16 protein-coding genes and 2 tRNA genes are annotated in these 18,133 nt (G+C 69.5%); 11 read left to right on the top strand and 7 right to left on the bottom strand.

The genetic code is table 11. From position 1 onward, the window contains the following. Positions 1-39 precede the first annotated feature (39 nt). Together FBZ83_RS06150 and FBZ83_RS06155 are read left to right on the top strand one after the other, a co-directional pair. Positions 40-3,648 carry a hydantoinase B/oxoprolinase family protein gene (locus tag FBZ83_RS06150; RefSeq protein ID WP_145681524.1) on the top strand — a complete coding sequence of 1,203 codons (3,609 nt, stop codon included), beginning with the start codon at positions 40-42 and terminating at the stop codon, positions 3,646-3,648. A 181-nt stretch (positions 3,649-3,829) separates the two neighbouring features. Next, positions 3,830-5,233, top strand: a complete 1,404-nt coding sequence (locus tag FBZ83_RS06155; protein ID WP_145681525.1) for an FAD-linked oxidase C-terminal domain-containing protein — start codon at positions 3,830-3,832, stop codon at positions 5,231-5,233. A gap of 63 nt (positions 5,234-5,296) precedes the next feature. On the opposite strand, the gene FBZ83_RS06160 is transcribed toward FBZ83_RS06155, so the two are convergent. After that, on the bottom strand, positions 5,297-6,178 hold the full coding sequence (locus FBZ83_RS06160; protein ID WP_145681526.1) for an NAD(P)-dependent oxidoreductase: 882 nt from the start codon (positions 6,176-6,178) through the stop codon (positions 5,297-5,299). A gap of 381 nt (positions 6,179-6,559) precedes the next feature. Here FBZ83_RS06160 and FBZ83_RS06165 point away from each other — a divergent pair, with 381 nt between their 5' ends. Continuing rightward, a complete protein-coding gene (locus FBZ83_RS06165; RefSeq protein WP_014241201.1) occupies positions 6,560-6,790 on the top strand; it encodes an SMc00767 family acetate metabolism repressor in 231 nt (76 codons plus the stop codon). Positions 6,791-6,953: 163 nt separating this feature from the next. Next, positions 6,954-7,154, top strand: a complete 201-nt coding sequence (locus FBZ83_RS06170) for a hypothetical protein (RefSeq protein ID WP_145681527.1) — start codon at positions 6,954-6,956, stop codon at positions 7,152-7,154. 12 nt (positions 7,155-7,166) lie between these two features. Here FBZ83_RS06170 and FBZ83_RS06175 read toward each other — a convergent pair whose 3' ends face one another. Then, a complete protein-coding gene (locus FBZ83_RS06175; protein ID WP_247888164.1) occupies positions 7,167-9,257 on the bottom strand; it encodes a hybrid sensor histidine kinase/response regulator in 2,091 nt (696 codons plus the stop codon). 302 nt (positions 9,258-9,559) lie between these two features. Between FBZ83_RS06175 and FBZ83_RS06180 the strand changes: the two genes are divergently transcribed. Then, complete coding sequence (locus FBZ83_RS06180) at positions 9,560-9,949, top strand: carboxymuconolactone decarboxylase family protein (protein WP_145681529.1); 390 nt, start codon at positions 9,560-9,562, stop codon at positions 9,947-9,949. 4 nt (positions 9,950-9,953) lie between these two features. On the opposite strand, the gene FBZ83_RS06185 is transcribed toward FBZ83_RS06180, so the two are convergent. The 4 genes from FBZ83_RS06185 to FBZ83_RS06200 form a co-directional block, all read right to left on the bottom strand. Continuing rightward, on the bottom strand, positions 9,954-10,367 hold the full coding sequence (locus tag FBZ83_RS06185) for a hypothetical protein (protein WP_119509879.1): 414 nt from the start codon (positions 10,365-10,367) through the stop codon (positions 9,954-9,956). A 136-nt stretch (positions 10,368-10,503) separates the two neighbouring features. Continuing rightward, positions 10,504-10,580: transfer RNA gene (locus tag FBZ83_RS06190), tRNA-Pro, on the bottom strand. Between the two features lie 218 nt (positions 10,581-10,798). Beyond that, positions 10,799-10,875: transfer RNA gene (locus FBZ83_RS06195), tRNA-Pro, on the bottom strand. A 109-nt stretch (positions 10,876-10,984) separates the two neighbouring features. Beyond that, the gene (locus tag FBZ83_RS06200; RefSeq protein ID WP_145681530.1) at positions 10,985-12,001 is read right to left on the bottom strand and encodes a polyprenyl synthetase family protein; all 1,017 of its coding nucleotides are present in this window, start codon (positions 11,999-12,001) and stop codon (positions 10,985-10,987) included. A gap of 110 nt (positions 12,002-12,111) precedes the next feature. Between FBZ83_RS06200 and FBZ83_RS06205 the strand changes: the two genes are divergently transcribed. From FBZ83_RS06205 to FBZ83_RS06215, 3 genes are read left to right on the top strand one after another with little or no spacing between them, the layout of a single operon-like run. Further along, positions 12,112-12,327, top strand: a complete 216-nt coding sequence (locus FBZ83_RS06205; protein ID WP_014241194.1) for a DUF2007 domain-containing protein — start codon at positions 12,112-12,114, stop codon at positions 12,325-12,327. A 2-nt stretch (positions 12,328-12,329) separates the two neighbouring features. Beyond that, positions 12,330-13,073 carry a tRNA1(Val) (adenine(37)-N6)-methyltransferase gene (locus FBZ83_RS06210; protein ID WP_186465993.1) on the top strand — a complete coding sequence of 248 codons (744 nt, stop codon included), beginning with the start codon at positions 12,330-12,332 and terminating at the stop codon, positions 13,071-13,073. 51 nt (positions 13,074-13,124) lie between these two features. Further along, on the top strand, positions 13,125-13,997 hold the full coding sequence (locus FBZ83_RS06215; protein ID WP_307833716.1) for a S49 family peptidase: 873 nt from the start codon (positions 13,125-13,127) through the stop codon (positions 13,995-13,997). Between the two features lie 40 nt (positions 13,998-14,037). On the opposite strand, the gene FBZ83_RS06220 is transcribed toward FBZ83_RS06215, so the two are convergent. Further along, on the bottom strand, positions 14,038-14,277 hold the full coding sequence (locus tag FBZ83_RS06220) for a type II toxin-antitoxin system HicB family antitoxin (RefSeq protein WP_145681533.1): 240 nt from the start codon (positions 14,275-14,277) through the stop codon (positions 14,038-14,040). Positions 14,278-14,755: 478 nt separating this feature from the next. On the opposite strand from FBZ83_RS06220, the gene FBZ83_RS06225 reads away from it, so the two are divergent. The 3 genes from FBZ83_RS06225 to FBZ83_RS06235 all read left to right on the top strand — a co-directional run bounded on the left by FBZ83_RS06225 (position 14,756) and on the right by FBZ83_RS06235 (position 18,122). Continuing rightward, positions 14,756-16,780, top strand: a complete 2,025-nt coding sequence (locus FBZ83_RS06225) for a methyl-accepting chemotaxis protein (protein WP_247888165.1) — start codon at positions 14,756-14,758, stop codon at positions 16,778-16,780. Positions 16,781-16,875: 95 nt separating this feature from the next. Further along, positions 16,876-17,145: a hypothetical protein gene (locus FBZ83_RS06230; RefSeq protein ID WP_145681535.1), complete on the top strand. Its 270-nt coding sequence runs from the start codon at positions 16,876-16,878 to the stop codon at positions 17,143-17,145. Positions 17,146-17,234: 89 nt separating this feature from the next. Beyond that, positions 17,235-18,122, top strand: coding sequence for a glycine--tRNA ligase subunit alpha (locus tag FBZ83_RS06235; RefSeq protein WP_145626780.1), 888 nt, complete (start codon positions 17,235-17,237; stop codon positions 18,120-18,122). Positions 18,123-18,133: the final 11 nt, after the last annotated feature.

Raw genomic sequence — 18,133 nt, forward strand, 5'->3', positions numbered from 1 at the left:
TCACACTCCCCGGAAATCGGAAACATCAGGGAGTGGGGTATGGCGTCCCAAGCGCAGGGCCGGTGGCAGTTCTGGATCGACCGCGGCGGCACCTTCACCGACATCGTGGCGAAGCGCCCCGACGGGTCGGTGGTCACGCACAAGCTGCTGTCGGAGAATCCGGAACGCTACCGCGACGCCGCCATCCAGGGCATCCGCGACCTGCTGGGCCTCGCCGCTGGCCAGCCGATCCCGGCGGAAGCGGTCGAGGCGGTGAAGATGGGCACCACCGTCGCCACCAACGCGCTTCTGGAGCGCAAGGGCGAGCGCACGCTGCTGCTGATCACCGAGGGGCTGGGCGACCAGCTCCGCATCGGCTACCAGGCCCGCCCGAAAATCTTCGCCCGCCACATCGTCCTGCCCGAACTGCTGTACGAGCGGGTGGCCGAGGTGCCGGAGCGGGTCAAGGCCGACGGCACGGTGCTGAAGGCCGTGGACCTGCGCGCCGTGCGGGTCCAGCTGGAGCAGGCCTACCAGGACGGCTTCCGCGCCGCCGCGGTGGTGCTGATGCACGGCTACCGCTTTCCGGACCATGAGAAGCAGGTGGCGGCGCTGGCCCGCTCCATCGGCTTCACCCAGGTGTCGGTCAGCCATCAGGTCAGCCCGCTGATGAAGATCGTCGGGCGCGGCGACACCACGGTGGTCGACGCCTACCTGTCGCCGATCCTGCGCCGCTATGTCGAGCAGGTGGCCGGCGACCTCTCCGGCGTGCGGCTGATGTTCATGCAGTCGAACGGCGGCCTGACCGACGCGCGCTGGTTCCAGGGCAAGGACGCCATCCTCTCCGGCCCGGCGGGCGGCATCGTCGGGGCGGTGCGCACCGCGCGCATGGCCGGCTTCGACCGGGTCATCGGCTTCGACATGGGCGGCACCTCCACCGACGTGTCGCACTACGCCGGGGAGTATGAGCGCGCCTTCGACACGGTGGTGGCCGGGGTGCGGATGCGCGCCCCGATGATGCACATCCACACCGTGGCGGCGGGCGGCGGCTCGGTCTGCTTCTTCGACGGGGCGCGCTTCCGCGTCGGGCCGGAGAGCGCCGGCGCCAACCCCGGTCCGGCCTGCTACCGCCGCGGCGGGCCGCTGACCGTGACCGACTGCAACGTGATGGTCGGCAAGCTGCACCCCGATTTCTTCCCCCACGTCTTCGGGCCGGAGGCCGACCAGCCGCTCGACGCCGCCATCGTGCGCGAGAAGTTCGCCGAGCTGGCCGAGGAGGTGAACGAGGCGCTGGGCACCGAGATGACCCCGCATCAGGTGGCCGAGGGCTTCCTGAAGATCGCCGTGGACAACATGGCGAACGCCATCAAGAAGATCTCGGTCCAGCGCGGCTACGACGTCACCCAATACACGCTGAACGGCTTCGGCGGGGCGGCGGGACAGCATGTCTGCCTGGTCGCCGACGCGCTGGGCATGCGCAAGGTCTTCCTGCACCCGCACGCCGGCGTGCTGTCGGCCTACGGCATCGGCCTCGCCGACACGGTGGCGATCCGCGAACGCGCGGTGGAGGCCCGGCTCGACGCCGCGCTGGTCGAGGAGCTGACCGCCACGCTCGCCGCGCTGGAGGCCGAGGGGCGCATGGAGCTGCTCCGTCAAGGCGTTCCGGAGGGACGGCTGGCCGTGCTGCGCAAGGCGCACATCAAGGTGGAGGGCTCCGACAGCCCGCTGGTCGTCGATTTCGGGCCGCTCGACGCCATGGCCGCCGCCTTCGAGGCGGCGCACCGCCAGCGCTACGGCTTCATGATGGAGGGCAAGGCCCTGGTGGTCGAGGCCGTCTCGGTGGAGGCGGTGGGCCGCACCGAGAGCGCCGACGACCAGGACTTGCCCAGCGTCACCGGCGCCCTGCCGCGCCGCCTCGCCACCGTCACCCTGCACACCGGCGGCGCCGACCGCGAGGCCCCGGTCTACGACCGCGACCAGCTCCAGCCCGGCAACCGCGTGACCGGCCCCGCCGTCATCCGGGAGAAGATCGCCACCACGGTGGTCGAGCCCGGCTGGATCGCCGAGGTGACCCGCAAGAACCACCTCGTCCTGACCCGCTTCGAGGAGCTGCCGCAGCGCCTCGCCATCGGCACCAAGGCCGACCCGGTGATGCTGGAGGTCTTCAACAACCTGTTCATGTCCATCGCCGAGCAGATGGGCTTCACGTTGGAAAAGACCGCCTATTCGGTGAACATCAAGGAGCGTCTGGATTTCTCCTGCGCCCTGTTCGACGCGGACGGCGGTCTGATCGCCAACGCCCCGCACATGCCGGTGCATCTCGGCTCGATGGGCGAGAGCGTGCGCGCCATCGTCGAGCGGCGCCAGGGGGAAATGAACCCAGGCGACGTCTATATGCTGAACGACCCCTATCATGGGGGCACGCATCTGCCGGACATCACCGTCATCACCCCGGTCTTCGACGAGGCCGGCGAGCGGGTGCTGTTCTACGTCGCCTCGCGCGGGCATCACGCGGACGTCGGCGGGATCACCCCCGGCTCCATGCCGCCGGACAGCACGACCATCGACCAGGAGGGCGTCCTTCTCGACAACATCCAGCTCGTCGAGCGCGGCCGCTTCCTGGAGGAGGAGGTCGTCGCCCTCTTCACCGCCGGGCCGCAGCCGGCGCGCAACGTGGCGCAGAACCTGGGCGACCTGAAGGCCCAGATCGCCGCCAATGAGCAGGGCGTGCGCGAGCTGCGCCGCATCGTCGCCCAGTTCGGGCTGGAGACGGTCAACGCCTACATGAAGCTGGTCCAGGACAACGCTGAGGAGCAGGTCCGCCGCGTCATCGACGTGCTGACCGACGGCGAGTTCGTGCAGGAGCTGGACAACGGCGCGGTCATCAAGGTCCGCATCACCATCGACAAGGACGAGCGGTCGGCGCGGGTGGACTTCACCGGCACCAGCCCGCAGCTCACCAGCAACTTCAACGCCCCGACGGCGGTGTGCCGGGCGGCGGTGCTCTATGTCTTCCGCACCCTGGTGGACGACGAGATCCCGATGAACGAGGGCTGCCTGAAGCCCATCGAGATCGTCATCCCGCCGGGCACCATGCTGTCGCCCAGCTACCCCGCCGCGGTGGTGGCCGGCAACGTGGAGACCAGCCAGTGCGTCACCGACGCGCTGTACGGCGCGCTCGGCGTTCTGGCCTCGGCCCAGGGGACGATGAACAACACGACCTTCGGCAACGAGCGCTACCAGTATTACGAGACGGTCTGCGGCGGCTCCGGCGCCGGTCCCGGCTTCGACGGGACGGACGCGGTGCACACCCATATGACCAACTCGCGCCTGACCGACCCGGAGGTGCTGGAATGGCGCTTCCCGGTGCTGCTGGACAGCTTCCGCATCCGCCGCGAATCGGGCGGGGCGGGGCGTTGGCGCGGCGGCGACGGGGTGGTGCGGCGCCTGAAGTTCCTGGAACCGATGACCGCCGCCATCCTGTCCAACCACCGCCGGGTTCCGCCCTTCGGCCTGAAGGGCGGCGCCCCCGGCCAGATCGGCCGAACCTGGGTCCAGCGCACCGACGGCTCGGTGGAGGAACTCGGCCCCCAGGACAAGACCGCCATGGGGGAGGGCGACGTGCTGGTCGTCGAGACGCCAGGCGGCGGCGGCTACGAGGAGGCGTGACGGCGCCAATCCCCTCTCCCCTCCGGGGAGAGGGTTAGGGTGAGGGGCGAGGGGCTTCCAAAAGCTCAAGCCCCCCACCCATGCGCGCGAGTCGCTTGTCTGCGCGGGCGGGGGGGCTTAGCTTCTCCGGTCCTACCACCGCACGGATTCGTGCCAAAAGGACCCCCGGGGAGATTCGTCCATGACCGCCGTACCCGCCGCCCAGCCTCGCGTCGCCTTCACCGACGAGATGAAGGCCGAGTTCAAGGCCCTGCTTGGGGACCGCTTCACCACCGCCGCGGCGGTGCGCGAGCATCACGGCAAGGACGAGTCCTACCACCCCAACTTCCCGCCCGACGGCGTCGCCTTCGCCACCTCCACCGAGGAGGTCAGCGCCATCGTCACGCTCTGCGCCAAGCACAAGCTGCCGATCATCCCCTTCGGCACCGGCACCTCGCTGGAGGGCGGCGTCGCGGCGTTGGCCGGCGGCGTCTGCATCGACGTGTCGACCATGAAGGAGGTCCTGCGCGTCAGCCCGGAGGACCTCGACGTCACCGTCCAGGCCGGCGTGACCCGCAAGCAGCTCAACGAGCATCTGCGCGACACCGGCCTGTTCTTCCCCATCGATCCCGGCGCCGACGCCTCGCTGGGCGGCATGGCCTCCACCCGCGCCAGCGGCACCAACGCCGTGCGCTACGGCACCATGCGCGAGAACGTGCTGGGGCTGACCGTGGTGCTGGCCGACGGCCGGATCATCAAGACCGGCGGGCGCGCCCGCAAGTCGGCCGCCGGCTACGACCTGACCCGCCTGTTCGTCGGGGCGGAGGGCACGCTCGGCATCATCACCGAGGTGACTCTGCGCCTCTACGGCATCCCGGAGGCGATCTCGTCGGCGGTCTGCCCGTTCAACGACATCCGCGGCGCCGTGGACACGGTGATCCAGACCATCCAGTCCGGCATCCCGGTCGCCCGCATCGAGCTGCTGGACGAGGTCCAGATGGACGCGGTGAACAAGTATTCCAAGCTGGACTACAAGGTCGCCCCGACCCTGTTCTTCGAGTTCCACGGCACCGCCGCCGGGGTGAAGGAGCAGGCGGAGATGGTCGCGGCCATCGCCGCGGAGTTCGGCGGCAGCGAGTTCACCTGGGCGACCCGTCCGGAGGACCGCTCCAAGCTCTGGCAGGCCCGCCACGACGGCTATTACGCGGCGCTGGCGCTGCGCCCCGGCTCCAAGGGCTGGCCGACCGACGTCTGCGTGCCGATCTCGCGGCTGGCCGACTGCATCCTGGAGACCAAGAAGGACATCGCCGAATCCTCGATGCTGGCCCCGCTGGTCGGCCATGTCGGCGACGGCAACTTCCACCTCGTCTACGTCATCGACCCCGACAAGCCGGAGGAGCTGGCCGAGGCCAAGCGCCTGAACGACCGTATGGTCGACCGGGCGCTCGCCATGGGCGGCACCTGCACCGGCGAGCACGGCATCGGCTACGGCAAGATGGAGTTCCTGGAGAAGGAGGCCGGCGACGCCTTTGCCGTGATGGGCGAGCTGAAGCGCGCCTTCGACCCGGAGAACCGGATGAACCCCGGCAAGGTCGTCCGCTTCTGAGGATAGGACAGGGGGAGCGTCGTTGCGCTCCCCGCTTCCTTCCGTCCGGTCAGCGCGTTTTGTTCAGCGCGTCAGCCGCGTCATCAGGCTGGAGGTGTCCAGCCGGTTGCCGCCCATCCCCTGTACCTCGGCGTAGAACTGGTCGACCAGGGCGGTGACGGGCAGGCTGGCGCCGTTGTTGCGGGCCTCGTCCAGCACGATGCCCAGGTCCTTGCGCATCCAGTCCACGGCGAAGCCGAAGTCGAATTTGCCGTCCAGCATCGTCTTGGCGCGGTTGTCCATCTGCCAGGACTGGGCAGCCCCCTTTCCGATCACATCCACGACCCTGTGCCCGTCCAGCCCGGCCTTCTGCGCGAAGGCCATGCCCTCGGCCAGCCCCTGCAGCAGGCCGGCGATGCAGATCTGGTTGACCATCTTGGTCAGCTGGCCGGCACCCGCCGGGCCCATATGGGTGACGGAGCGGCCGTAGCAGGCCATCAGCGGCTGGGCGCGGGCGAAGGCGTCGGCGTCGCCGCCCACCATCACCGTCAGCACCCCGTTCTCCGCCCCGGCTTGCCCGCCGGACACCGGCGCGTCGAGGAAGAACAACCCGCGCTCCCGGGCCAGTTCGGCCATCTCGCGCGAGACGGTGGCGGAGACGGTGGAATGGTCGGCGACGATGGTGCCGGGCTTCATGGCGCCCATGGCCTCGCCGGCCACCGCCCGCACGTCGTCGTCGCCGCCCACGCAGAGGAAGACCACCTCGGCCTCGCGGGCTGCGTCAGCGGGGGTCGGGGCGCTGGCCCCGCCGAAGCGGGCGGTCCAGGCCTCGGCCTTGGCGGCGGTGCGGTTGAAGACGGTCACCGGGTGGCCGCCCCGGACGGCCAGATGGCCGGCCATGGGAAAGCCCATGGTGCCAAGCCCCAGAAAGGCGACGGAGCGGGAAACGGTCGCGGTGTCGGCCATGGTCCTGTCTTTCTCTGCTGTATCGGCTGCGGATCGTTTCTTGTCGGCGATCGCCTTCGGACGGCGTCTGCCCTTGGACCGCCAAGCTAGGCCGGGAGCGCGCCCCGATCAAACGCCGTCCGCCGCGTGCCGCGCGATTGAAGAGCGCGGCGGTCCTTCCCCCGTCCGGCATCACCGGGCAGCGGCACTCTGCCGCGGGAGGCATGACTCTTTCGAACGAGGTTGTCTTGCCGCGCCCTTGCTACCGGCGCGTGATGTGTTAAGACGTAAATGCCGGGTTTGCAGCGCAGCACCCGGCCATGCCGGCGCAACGGCGCCGGTGAACCAGGGCAGAGCCGGGGCCGCAAGACCCGGGCCGGAGAACAAGGGAAGGATAGCCGCATGACGAATCAGTCGGGTTTCCAGGATGCGCCGCCGGACGAGCGTTCGAACCTCACGGACGAGCAGGAGAGCGCCATCCGCGTCCTCGCCAACAGCCTGCACCGCCTGAACGACGCCGTCGTCAAGGCCGTGGAGGCCGGCGTGACGGTCGAGCTGATGCGCACCGCCCGCTATCACAACGCGACGGGCAACTGGGGCGACCAGCTCACCCCGATGATCCGCACCAAGTAAGCGGCTCATCCCGTCCGACCGGAAGGCCTCCCGCCCGAAAGGGCAGGGAGGCCTTTCCTTTTTGGCGGTGCCTCTCCCGTCCCATCATTGTTCCCGTTGCGGTGCGGAACCGCGGCGCCCTTCGCCGGTTCCTTCCCATTTGGGCCCCAGCGAGGATACGGCCATGAAGGACGCTCAGAACCACACCCCGCAGCCTCAGGGGCAGCGTCAGGGGCAGCGTCAGGGCATGAACGACCGCGAAGCGTTCTGGCGGATGCACTGCCTGTCGGAGCCGACCTTCACCGACCTCACCCACGGCATCTTCCTGGGGCTGATCTGGTCGGCGGTGCTGTGGGCGCCGATGTTCATCAGCGTTCTGCTCTGACCCTTCGAGCCGTCAGGCGGTCTTCGCGGTGCGGAGCAGGGCGCGGACGCGGGCGGCGAGCTGGTCCGGGGTGAAGGGCTTGGGCAGGACGGCGGCGTCGGCCTTGAGCCCGCTCAGCGATTCGGGGCTGTAGCCGGAAATCAGCAGGACCCGGATGCCGGGCCAGCGCTCCTGGACCCGCCGCGCCAGATCGATTCCCGACACGCCGTAGGGCATCACCACGTCGGTCACGATCACGTCGAAGGCGGAATCCTGCTCCAGGATCTCCAGCGCGGCGGCGCCGTGGTCGGCGGTGACCACCTCGAAGCCCTCCTGGGTCAGGCCCTCCACGGTGGCCATCAGGACCAGCGCGTTGTCCTCGACCACCAGCAGGCGGATCGGGCCGCTCGGCGCCGCGTCCGCGGCCTCCGGGGCCGTCTCCGGCTCGGGCGGCCGGCCGGACACCGGCAGGGTGACGCGGACGACCGTGCCGCGGCGCGGGGCGCTGGAGATGGTGGCGTTGCCGCCGGACTGCCGGGCGAAGCCGTAGACCATCGACAGGCCCAGGCCCGTGCCCCTGCCGTGCGGCTTGGTGGTGAAGAAAGGCTCGAAGGCGCGGGCGGCGACCTCCGGCGGCATGCCGTCGCCGGTGTCGGTGATCTCCAGAACAGCAAGCGGGCCGTCGGGCGTCTCCTCCTGTCGGACGGCGATGCGGATGCGCCCGCCCGCCGGCATCGCGTCGCGGGCGTTCACCACGAGGTTCAGCACCGCCAGCTCCAGCTGGACCGGGTCGACCTCCACCCGCAGCGGGGCGCTGGGAAGCGCCCAATCCAACGCGATGTCGGCGCGGATGGAGCGTTCCAGCAGATCGGCCATGGCGCGCAGGCCATCCCCCAGATCGACCAGCTTGGGGTCCACCGCCTCCTGGCGCGAGAAGGCGAGGAGCTGCCCGGTCAGCGTCCGGGCGCGCTCCAACGCGGTGCGGGTGCCGTCCAGATAATGCGCGCCTTCCGCCGGCAGGTGCCGCTTCATCAGATGCAGGTTGGCCAGGGCGGCGGTCAGCAGGTTGTTGAAGTCGTGGGCGACGCCGCCGGTGAGCTGGCCCAGCGCCTCCAGCTTCTGCGACTGGCGCAGCGCGGTCTCCAGGGACTCGCGGGCGCGGGCCTCCTCGGTCCAGCGGCGGACCGCCCGGGTCTCGCTCTGCGCGCGGCGCAGCGCCAGCAGGGTGATGCCGACCAGGGCCAGCATCGCCGGCACCGTGAAGGCGGCGTATTGCAGGACGTTGCGCGCCCAGTTGGCCCGGATGTCGGCGATCGGGATGCCGTAGGTGACGTAGAGCGGGTAGGGCGCGACGTGCTTGAAGCCGTTGAGCCTCGCCACGCCGTCCAGGCGGCCCCGGGTGCGGAACACCCCCTCGGTCCGCCCGCCCGCCATGGCGCCGAGCAGGAAGCTGTCCGTGGCGTGACGGGACTGGCGGTCGCCCATCGAGGGGAAGCGGACCAGGACCGAGCCGTCGCGGCGGACGAGGGAGATCGCCTCCTTCGGTTCGGCGACGACGAGCTGGTAGAAATCGGCCAGGTAGTCGGTCAGCACCGCGGTCAGCAGCAGGCCGTTGAACGGCCCTTCCGGCCCGCCCGCGGCGGCGCGGCGGCGCGTGACGTTGAACTGCCGCTTGCCCGACCCGCGCCCGGTGATCGCCTCGCTGACGAGGATGCCGGCGTCGCCGGCCGCCTGGGTGCGGAAATACTCGCGGTCGCCGACGTTGATCGACGGGACCGGGAACTGGCGGTTGTCGTTGCGCACCGCACCGTTGGGGTCGATCAGCCCGACGACGCCGATCTGCGGCACCTCCTCGACCAGCGTCCGCAGGTAGCCGTGCAGATCGTCGGAGCGCCCGATCTCGTCCCAGCTCATGCCGGCGGTCCGTTCGTCCAGCCGGTCCAGGACCTGCTCCACCGTGTCGAAGACCTTCTGCATGTGCTCGTGCAGGATCAGAACGGTCTTGCGGATGTTGCGCTCCGCCTGCGCCTCTTCCTCGTGAAAGTCGCGCCAGGCGATGGCGGCAAGCAGCAGGGTGGGGACCAGGACGGAGGCCACCAGCAGCAGGCGGAGAAGGCGCACCATGCCTGCCGATTCGTTTGCCAGGGCGTCGAGGTGGCGGAGGGGCATGGGCTGCGGGAATGACGGCCGGGTGGTGGGGAGACGGGAGGCGATGGGGCGGGGGGCGAAGCGCGGGTCATCGCGGCGAGGAAGCTATGCCGGTCTATGGCATCCGGGGCAACCTCAACTTTCCGGCGGCCCTATGACTTTCAGGAGGGCGCGCGGCGATGCGGCGCGCCTTCCCCTTGGTTCCGCGGGGCGGAAGGGGCGACACTGGAGGGCGCCGGTGCCCCGCACCGCTGCCAACCCCGCGGAGACCATCAGCCATGCCCCTGAAGCCCATCGAGCACGCCGACGCCGCTCCCGAGGTGCGCGCCGTCTACGACGACATCAAGGCCGCCCGCAACGTGCCCGACGTCAACAATTTCTGGAAGATGGCCGCCCATCACCCGCCCACCCTGAAGCGCACCTGGGAGAGCCTGAAGGAGGTGATGGCCCCCGGCGCGCTGGACCCGATGGTCAAGGAGATGATCTTCGTCGCGGTCAGCGTGACCAACGGCTGCGACTACTGCATCCGCTCGCACGAGGCGGCGGCGCGGCGCGCCGGCATGACCGACGCCCAGTTCGGCGAACTGATGGCCGTGATCGGCATGGCCAACGAGACCAACCGCCTCGCCAAGGGCTATCAGGTGGAGATCGACGAGGCGCTGAAATAGCCCGTCACGCGATGTCGTCGAGGGCGTCCTCCAGCGACGGGTAGATGCCCTCGGCCAGCGAACCGTCCACCCGCACCGGCCGCGGCAGGACCGCCACGGCGTCCAGCGCGCCGCGCAGCGTCAGGCCGGTGACCTCGACGAAGCCGCCGCGGTTGCCGTAGCGCCCGGCGGTCCATTCCGCCCGCTCGGGGTCGCCGGACAGCCTTCCGTTGCAGGTGATCATCTCGTGGGTGTCGTCGCCGCCGCGCCGGTTCCAGGCCATGCCGCCGCCCAGGCCGCTGCCGATGTCGCGGGGGCGGAAGCCGTGGGGCTGGAGCAGGTCGCGCACCGCGCGCGACACCACGACGGCCTTGGGGTCGATCTCCGTCCCCACCGGGCCGCCCGCCGCCTGGGGTTCCTGTCCGATCGCCTGTTCCATTGGGTCCGCTCCCCGTCTTGTGTCGCTTACCAGGGACAACAGGCGGGAGCGCGGCCTGTGCCGCGGCGGCGGGCCGGAAAAGCGAAAGGGCAAAAGCGAAAGGGCCGATGCGTCGCCGCATCGGCCCTTTTCGTGTTGGTCGGAGAGAGAGGATTCGAACCTCCGGCCCCTGCCTCCCGAAAGCAGTGCTCTACCAGGCTGAGCTACTCTCCGGTCCAGTCGGTTCCGCCGTTGCCAGCGTCGCCGTGGAGCGGGTGTATAGACCCATTGCCCGCGGGCTGCAATGGGAATAAGCGGCATTTGCGGAATGTTTTTTTTGCCGGGCCGCGAAAGCCGGCGGGAAGGCCGCCGCAACGGCTGGTTGCCGGGCCGGAAAAGCGAAAGGGCAAAAGCGAAAGGGCCGATGCGTCGCCGCATCGGCCCTTTCATGCTGGTCGGAGAGAGAGGATTCGAACCTCCGGCCCCTGCCTCCCGAAAGCAGTGCTCTACCAGGCTGAGCTACTCTCCGGTCCGTCGGTGGCGCCGTGGCCGGCGTCACCGTGGGCCGCGTATATAGCCGCTTGAGTGGGGGGCTGCAACGTGAAAATCACCCCCCGCAGCGAAAAAGTTCCCGAGGCTTAGAAATCGCGCTCGATCACGAAATCCAGCACTTCCAGCAGGGCGGCCTTCACCGGGGTGTCCGGGAAGAGGCCCAGCGCGTCGCGCGCGATGGAGCCGTAATGGCGCGCGCGTTCCACGGTGTCCTTCAGCGCGTTGTGCCTGGCCATCAGCTCCTGGGCGCGCTCCAGGTCGCCCTCCTGCTGGTCCAGCTCCTCCATGGTGCGGCGCCAGAAGGTCCGCTCCTCGTCGTTGCCGCGGCGGAAGGCCAGCACGACCGGCAGGGTGATCTTGCCCTCGCGGAAGTCGTCGCCGACCGTCTTGCCCAGCTTCGCCTGCTTGGCCGAATAGTCGAGCACGTCGTCGACGAGCTGGAAAGCGATGCCCAGGTTCATGCCGTAGTCGTAGAGCGCCAGCTCCTCCGCCTGCGGGCGGTCGGCCACCACGGCGCCGACGCGGCAGGCGGCGGCGAACAGCTCCGCCGTCTTGGCCTTGATGACCTCCAAGTAGGCCTGCTCGCTGGTCTCGGTGTCGTTGGTGGTGCGCAACTGCAGCACCTCGCCCTCGGCGATCACCGCGGACGCCTTGGACAGGATGCGCAGCACGTCGAGCGACCCGACCTCCACCATCAGCTCGAAGCTGCGGGAGAACAGGAAGTCGCCGACCAGCACGCTGGCCTTGTTGCCGAACACCGCGTTGGCCGAGGCGAGCCCGCGGCGCAGGTCGCTCTCGTCCACGACGTCGTCGTGCAGCAGGGTGGCGGTGTGGATGAACTCCACCACCGCGGCCAGCATCTTGTGGTCCTCGCCCTTGTAGCCGCACAGCTCGGCGGCGGCGAGGGTGAGGACGGGGCGCAGGCGCTTGCCGCCGGCGGCGATGAGATAGCCGGCAAGCTGCGGGATCATATCGACGGACGAATGCATCCGCTGGACGATGATCTCGTTCACCGCGCTCAGGTCATCGGCCACCAGGGCGGTCAGATCGTCGAGCGGGGTGGACTTCCGCCGTTTCGGCTCGAGGTTGGTCACGACCGCCAAGGTCGACTCCAATGATGATTGACGTGACGAATTCCGGCAGGGAGCATAACGGCATAGCCTCTTCGGTCAAGTCCGCAAGGCGAATAAGGGCACAGAACAGCCGGGATTTCATGAAGGAACTTCTGCGCACCACCGATCCGGTCCGTCTGAGCTGGCTTCTCGCCCTGCTGACCGACGCGGGAATCGAGGGGATCGTGCTGGACACCCACACCAGCATCCTGGAGGGCTCCATCGGCGCCATCCCCCGCCGCCTGATGGTGGCCGAGGAGGATCACGCCGCCGCCTGCCGCCTGCTGCGCGACGCCGGGGAGGAACTGGGGGCGTGACGATGGAAAGCGACGCGGCGTTCGACACGCTTCTCGACGGGCGCGTCCGCCTGCACCAGCCAGAGGCCGGCTACCGCGCCGCCATCGACCCGGTGCTGCTCGCCGCCGTCACCGCCGCCGCGGCGGGGGAGCGGGTGCTGGACGTCGGCACCGGCACCGGGGCGGCGGCACTGTGCCTCGCCGCCCGCGTGCCGGGCGTCATGGTCGTCGGGCTGGAGAAGCGGTCAGAGGCGGCGGACTTTGCCCGGCGCAACGCCGCCCTCAACGGGCTGGAGGGCCGGGTGGGCGTCCTTGAGGGCGATTTGCTGGCTCCGCCGCCGGAACTGGTCGCGGCAAGCTTCGACCGGGTGATGATGAACCCGCCCTATCTGCGCGCCGGCGCGGCCAGCGCTCCGCCCGACCCCTGGAAGGCCGCCGCCAACGTGGAGGGGGAGGCGGGGCTGGCCGACTGGGTGCGCTTCGCCGCCGCGATGCTGAAGCCGCGCGGCACGCTGACCATGGTCCACCGGGCCGACCGGGTGGACGAGATCCTGGCCGCCCTGCGCGCCGCCCGATTCGGCTCCCTGACGCTCGTCCCGCTCTGGCCGAAGGCGGGGGAGGAGGCGCGGCGCCTCCTGCTGGCGGCGCGGAAGGGGGGGCGCTCGCCCGCGCGGTTCACCGCCGGGCTTGTGCTGCACGGCCCCGACGGCGCCTACGGCGGGCAGGCGCAACGGATTCTGCGCGACATGGAACCGCTGATCCCTTAAGTCGGCGCTTTCAATCCAGCCTCAGCGGCACCATTTCAACCGGCGATGAACATGACGAAGCTGCTCGCCAAACTCCCGTTCGGCCCCTGGCGCGACGCCGGGCCGATCGTGTCCGTCCTCCGCCTGTCCGGTGTCATCGGCCAGGCCGGAGCCTTCCGTCAGGGACTGACCATGTCCAGCATGGCCGGGCTGATCGAACGCGCCTTCGCGCCGAAAAAGCAGGCGGCGGTGGCGCTGGTCGTCAATTCACCGGGCGGGTCGCCGGTGCAGTCGGCGCTGATCGCCAAGCGCATCCGCGACCTCGCCACCGAGAAGAAGGTGCCGGTCTTCGCCTTCTGCGAGGACGCGGCGGCGTCCGGCGGCTACTGGCTGGCCTGCGCGGCGGATGAGATCTGGGCGGACGAGAGCAGCATCCTGGGCTCCATCGGCGTGGTGTCGTCGGGCTTCGGCGCGCATGACTTCATCCAGCGCTACGGCATCGAGCGGCGGCTCTACACCGCGGGCGACAAGAAGGTGATTCTCGACCCCTTCTCGCCGGAGCGGGAGGACGGGGTGGCCCATCTGAAGGCGATCCAGGCGGAGATCCACGACGCCTTCAAGGCGATGGTGCGCGACCGCCGCGGCGCCCGCCTGTCCGGGGCGGAGGAGGAGCTGTTCTCCGGTGCCTTCTGGGCCGGGCGGCGCGCGCTGGAACTCGGGCTGATCGACGGCATCGGCGATCTGCGCAGCGTGCTGCGCGGCCGTTTCGGCGAGAAGCTGCGGCTGCGGGTGGTGCAGGAGGACCGGCGCTGGTTCCGTCGCATGGGCTTCCGCGTGGACGCGCCGGCCGGCACGGCCGCGCTCGACCGGATGGCGGCCGACCTCCCGGCGGCGGCGCTGGCCGCCGTGGAGGAGCGCACGCTCTGGTCGCGCTACGGCCTGTGAGGATCGGGGAGCTGTCCGCTCCCCCTATGCCCCGTCGACCTTACTGGGTCACCTCGCGCAGGCGCTCCGATGGGGGCGGCACGGGCTGACCGGTGCGGCGGGCTTCTTCGATCCACAGGATGATGGCGTCGCGCGCGGCGGCGGTGGCTTCGGCCGGGGTGTTTCCGGACGCGGTGCAGCCGGGAAGGTCGGGCACCTCCGCCGCGTAACCGGTCCCCTGTTCGGGCGGGACCGTGCGGACGATGACCGGGTAGGCGCTGGGGTCCCTGCTCGCACTCATCGGATTGCGTCTCCATTTCCGCGGTTTTCTTTCATTAAATGCCTGTTATCTCGCGTGGGACAAGAAGGCATCTGCGCGGGAAGGCGATTTTTCGGCGCCGCCCGGCCTCGCGGCCGGCCGCGTGATCTTTGACGCGCCGAGCAAACGCCATGGGAAACGGCTGGCGGGAAAGCGGCGGCCAAACAAACCCATTGTCGATGTCCGGGATTTTCATCTTTCACGCCATCTTTGATGATGAACACGGCAGACTTTTTCCTAAAAGTCGCATCGGATCACCACCAGTACCGTTATCCGGAACAAGATTGAAGACTCGCCTTAAAGAAACAATCTTAGGCATCAGAAAGAAATCATCGGTCTTATCAAAGGTTTAATATTGCAATGCTCGTCTGAAAGGGAACTCGAGGCAGTGTCATATCCCTTCCAGTTTTAGGGCATCGTGATGAAGATTATTGGAAAGATTGTTACTGCAAACGCCGTGATGGCGGTGATTCCGCTCTGCTTGGCCGCTTACGTCGCTTATGACGCGGCGTCCGACGTGCACACGCAGATCATCGCGCAGCGCAACTTGGCCGCCTATGAAGCGGCCATCGCGATCGGGTCCAAGCTGCCCGCCGAGCGGTCGGCCTGGGGGTTCGCGTTCGGCAACGCCGACCCGCTCAACGCCGAGGCGGGCAAAAGGCTCGAGGCGACGGGGAGCGCGCTCGACGAGACCATCTCCCTGTCGCGGGAGCGTTTTGCCGCCGCCGGCCTGCCGCTGGAAACCATTGACCGCGTGGCCGCGGGGTTGAAGACGGTGCGGGCGACCGCCCGGAGCGCGGTGGCGCAGCCGCAGTCGGGCCGTCCCGCCGACGCCTACGGCACGCTGGTCGACGGCTTGGCCGCGGTCAACGAGTTGGGCGGCAAAGCCACCGACGAGTCCTTCCGGGCGACGATCAACACCGATCATTCCCTGTTCGCGGCCGCCACGCTCGCCCGCACGGCGCAGTCCCTGCGCGACGTCGACGGCGCGCGCGCCGCCTATCTCGGGGTCTTCGTCAACGGCGCGGCACCGACGCCGGAGCGTGTCGTCGCCCTCACCGAGCTGAACGGCAAGATCGCCATCCTGTGGCAGCAGATCGGCAAGACGGTCGAGAACCTGGGCAGCCCGCCCGACCTCGTGAAGGCGCTGGACCATATGCAGGCGACCATCATGTCCGAGGGTGAGGCGCGCTTCCAGGCGGTGGTCGCGGCGGCCCGCAACGGCACGGCCTCGCCGGTTCCCTTCGCCGAATGGAACAAGTGGGCCGGTCCGATGCTGAACAACATCCTGGTGATGCGCGACGCGGCGCTGCTCAACGCCAAGGAGCAGAACGCCGGCGCCTTGAGCCAGGCGTGGTGGCAACTCGGAATTTCCCTGACGATCATCGCGGCCATCCTGGCGGCCTTCGGCGTGGCGCTGCTGCTGATGTTCCGGCAGGTCATCCGCCGCCTGCACCGGCTGACCGCGGCGATCTTGCGGCTGGCGGAGAACGATCTCACGGTCGAGATTCCGCAGCCCACCGCCGCCGACGAGATCGGCGACATGGCCCGCGCGCTGCAGATCCTGAAGGATGGCGCCGGGGAGCGCGTTCGCCTATCCGCCGCCAGCGAGGCGGAAGCCTTGGCCAAGGAGGCGCGGACGCGGGCGCTGGAGGAGTTGATCCGCGGCTTCGACCGCAAGTCCGCCGACATCCTGAACAAGCTCGGCGCCTCCACCGCCGGGATGAGCCGGTCGGCGACCCTGATGGCGTCGCTGGCCGACCAGACCCATCGGCAGTCCACCGCGACCGCCGCCGCCGCCGAGCAGACGGCCTCCAACGTCCAGACCGTCGCGGCGGCCAGCGAGGAGATGACCGCGGCCATCCAGGAGATCGGCCGGCAGGTCACGCGCTCGAACGAGATCGCCGGGAAGGCCGTCGCCGAGGCCGGCCAGACCAGCGACAGCGTGCGCAGCCTGGCCAGCGCGGCCGGGCGCATCGACGACGTCGTCAAGCTGATCCAGGGCATCGCCGCCCAGACCAACCTTCTGGCGCTGAACGCGACCATCGAGGCGGCCCGCGCCGGCGAGGCCGGCAAGGGCTTCGCCGTGGTGGCGGGGGAGGTCAAGAGCCTCGCCAACCAGACCGCCAAGGCCACCGAGGACATCTCGGCGCAGATCGCCGGCGTGCAGGCGGCGACCCAGGGCACGGTGGCGGCCATCGAGGGGATCGGCGCCACGATCGCCTCGATCAACGAAATCTCCGCCACGATCGCCGCCGCCACCGAGGAGCAGAACGCCACCGCCAGCGAAATCTCGCGCAACATCGTCGAAGCCGCGCGCGGCACCCAGGAGGTCAGCGGCAACATCGCCGACGTGAACGGGGCCGCCACCCAGGCCGGCACCGCCGCCGCCGAGGTTCTGGACTCCGCCAGGACGCTGTCGGAGTGGGCCGACGCGCTGCATCGGGAGGTCACGTCCTTCCTGTCGGCCATCCGGGCGGCGTGACGGCGCCGGCCATGGGACGTCCATCGGACGGCCATGGCGCGGGGGGCGAAGGCCGCTCTTGACCGGGCGGCCCCGCACCCCCTAATGCTGCTTCCATGTTCAGCTTATCCAAGATCCTGTTCCTGGCGCTGGTGATCGGCGCGGTGTGGTTCGGCTGGCGCTGGTACAACCGCGTCGGCGCGGTCGGCCGCGAGCGGCTGCGCGAACGCGAGCGGCGCGGCGGCTCCGGGCCGTCCTCCGCCACCGGCGGCGGCTCGCCCCGGGTGACCGCCGAGGACATGGAGAAGTGCCCGGAATGCGGCGCCTACGTCGCCCCGCGCTCCGCCGTGGCCTGCGGCCGCCCGGCCTGCCCCTACGGACGCTGAACCTGCAACCCTTGGCGGGCGCTTGATTCCGGGAATACCGCCGCGTATCGTGCGGCGCGTTTTTCCACACCAATCATAAGTGACCGCCGATGGCCTCCCCGAGCGGGTCTTCCCAAGACAGCCGCGGCCTGTCCTTTCAGGCCCTGATCCTCAAGCTCCACCAGTTCTGGTCGGAGCAGGGCTGCGTGATCCTCCAGCCCTACGACATGGAGGTGGGTGCGGGCACCTTCCACCCGGCGACGACGCTGCGCGCGCTTGGCCCGCAGCCGTGGAAGGCGGCCTACGTGCAGCCCTCGCGCCGCCCGAAGGATGGCCGCTACGGCGAGAACCCGAACCGGCTCCAGCACTACTACCAGTATCAGGTGATCCTGAAGCCCTCGCCGGCCAACCCGCAGGAGCTGTATCTGGAAAGCCTGAAGGTGCTGGGCATCGACCCCGGCTTGCACGACATCCGCTTCGTCGAGGACGACTGGGAAAGCCCGACGTTGGGCGCCTGGGGCCTCGGCTGGGAGGTCTGGTGCGACGGCATGGAGGTCACCCAGTACACCTACTTCCAGCAGGTCGGCGGCATCGAGTGCGACCCCGTCGCGGTCGAGCTGACCTACGGGCTGGAGCGTCTGGCGATGTATGTGCAGGGCGTGGAGAACGTCTACGACCTGGACTTCAACGGGCAGGGCGTCAAATACGGCGACGTGTTCAAGCGCGCCGAGGTCGAGTATTCGGCCCACAACTTCGAGCACGCCAACACCGACATGCTGCTCCAGCATTTCAAGGACGCCGAGGCGGAGTGCCAGTCGCTGATCGCCAAGGGCGTCGCGCTGCCGGCCTACGACCAGTGCATCAAGGCGTCGCACCTCTTCAACCTGCTGGACGCGCGCGGCGTCATCAGCGTCGTGGAGCGCGCCGCCTACATCGGCCGCGTGCGCGCGCTGGCGAAAGCCTGCTGCGAGGCGTGGACCGCCGGGGGGGCCAAGTAACATGTCGGTCA

It is taken from the genome of Azospirillum brasilense, assembly GCF_007827815.1.
Classification (GTDB): domain Bacteria; phylum Pseudomonadota; class Alphaproteobacteria; order Azospirillales; family Azospirillaceae; genus Azospirillum; species Azospirillum brasilense_C.

What these genes read in the sequence shown, in the direction of transcription:
- FBZ83_RS06225 (WP_247888165.1), top strand. Translation starts at nt 14,756, where the DNA reads ATGGCGGTGATTCCGCTCTGCTTGGCCGCTTACGTCGCTTATGACGCG.
- FBZ83_RS06180 (WP_145681529.1), top strand. Translation starts at nt 9,560, where the DNA reads ATGCCCCTGAAGCCCATCGAGCACGCCGACGCCGCTCCCGAGGTGCGC.
- FBZ83_RS06150 (WP_145681524.1), top strand. Translation starts at nt 40, where the DNA reads ATGGCGTCCCAAGCGCAGGGCCGGTGGCAGTTCTGGATCGACCGCGGC.
- FBZ83_RS06230 (WP_145681535.1), top strand. Translation starts at nt 16,876, where the DNA reads ATGTTCAGCTTATCCAAGATCCTGTTCCTGGCGCTGGTGATCGGCGCG.
- FBZ83_RS06160 (WP_145681526.1), bottom strand. Translation starts at nt 6,178, where the DNA reads ATGGCCGACACCGCGACCGTTTCCCGCTCCGTCGCCTTTCTGGGGCTT.
- FBZ83_RS06215 (WP_307833716.1), top strand. Translation starts at nt 13,125, where the DNA reads ATGACGAAGCTGCTCGCCAAACTCCCGTTCGGCCCCTGGCGCGACGCC.
- FBZ83_RS06185 (WP_119509879.1), bottom strand. Translation starts at nt 10,367, where the DNA reads ATGGAACAGGCGATCGGACAGGAACCCCAGGCGGCGGGCGGCCCGGTG.
- FBZ83_RS06170 (WP_145681527.1), top strand. Translation starts at nt 6,954, where the DNA reads ATGAAGGACGCTCAGAACCACACCCCGCAGCCTCAGGGGCAGCGTCAG.
- FBZ83_RS06175 (WP_247888164.1), bottom strand. Translation starts at nt 9,257, where the DNA reads ATGGTGCGCCTTCTCCGCCTGCTGCTGGTGGCCTCCGTCCTGGTCCCC.
- FBZ83_RS06235 (WP_145626780.1), top strand. Translation starts at nt 17,235, where the DNA reads ATGGCCTCCCCGAGCGGGTCTTCCCAAGACAGCCGCGGCCTGTCCTTT.
- FBZ83_RS06165 (WP_014241201.1), top strand. Translation starts at nt 6,560, where the DNA reads ATGACGAATCAGTCGGGTTTCCAGGATGCGCCGCCGGACGAGCGTTCG.
- FBZ83_RS06205 (WP_014241194.1), top strand. Translation starts at nt 12,112, where the DNA reads ATGAAGGAACTTCTGCGCACCACCGATCCGGTCCGTCTGAGCTGGCTT.
- FBZ83_RS06210 (WP_186465993.1), top strand. Translation starts at nt 12,330, where the DNA reads ATGGAAAGCGACGCGGCGTTCGACACGCTTCTCGACGGGCGCGTCCGC.
- FBZ83_RS06220 (WP_145681533.1), bottom strand. Translation starts at nt 14,277, where the DNA reads ATGAGTGCGAGCAGGGACCCCAGCGCCTACCCGGTCATCGTCCGCACG.
- FBZ83_RS06155 (WP_145681525.1), top strand. Translation starts at nt 3,830, where the DNA reads ATGACCGCCGTACCCGCCGCCCAGCCTCGCGTCGCCTTCACCGACGAG.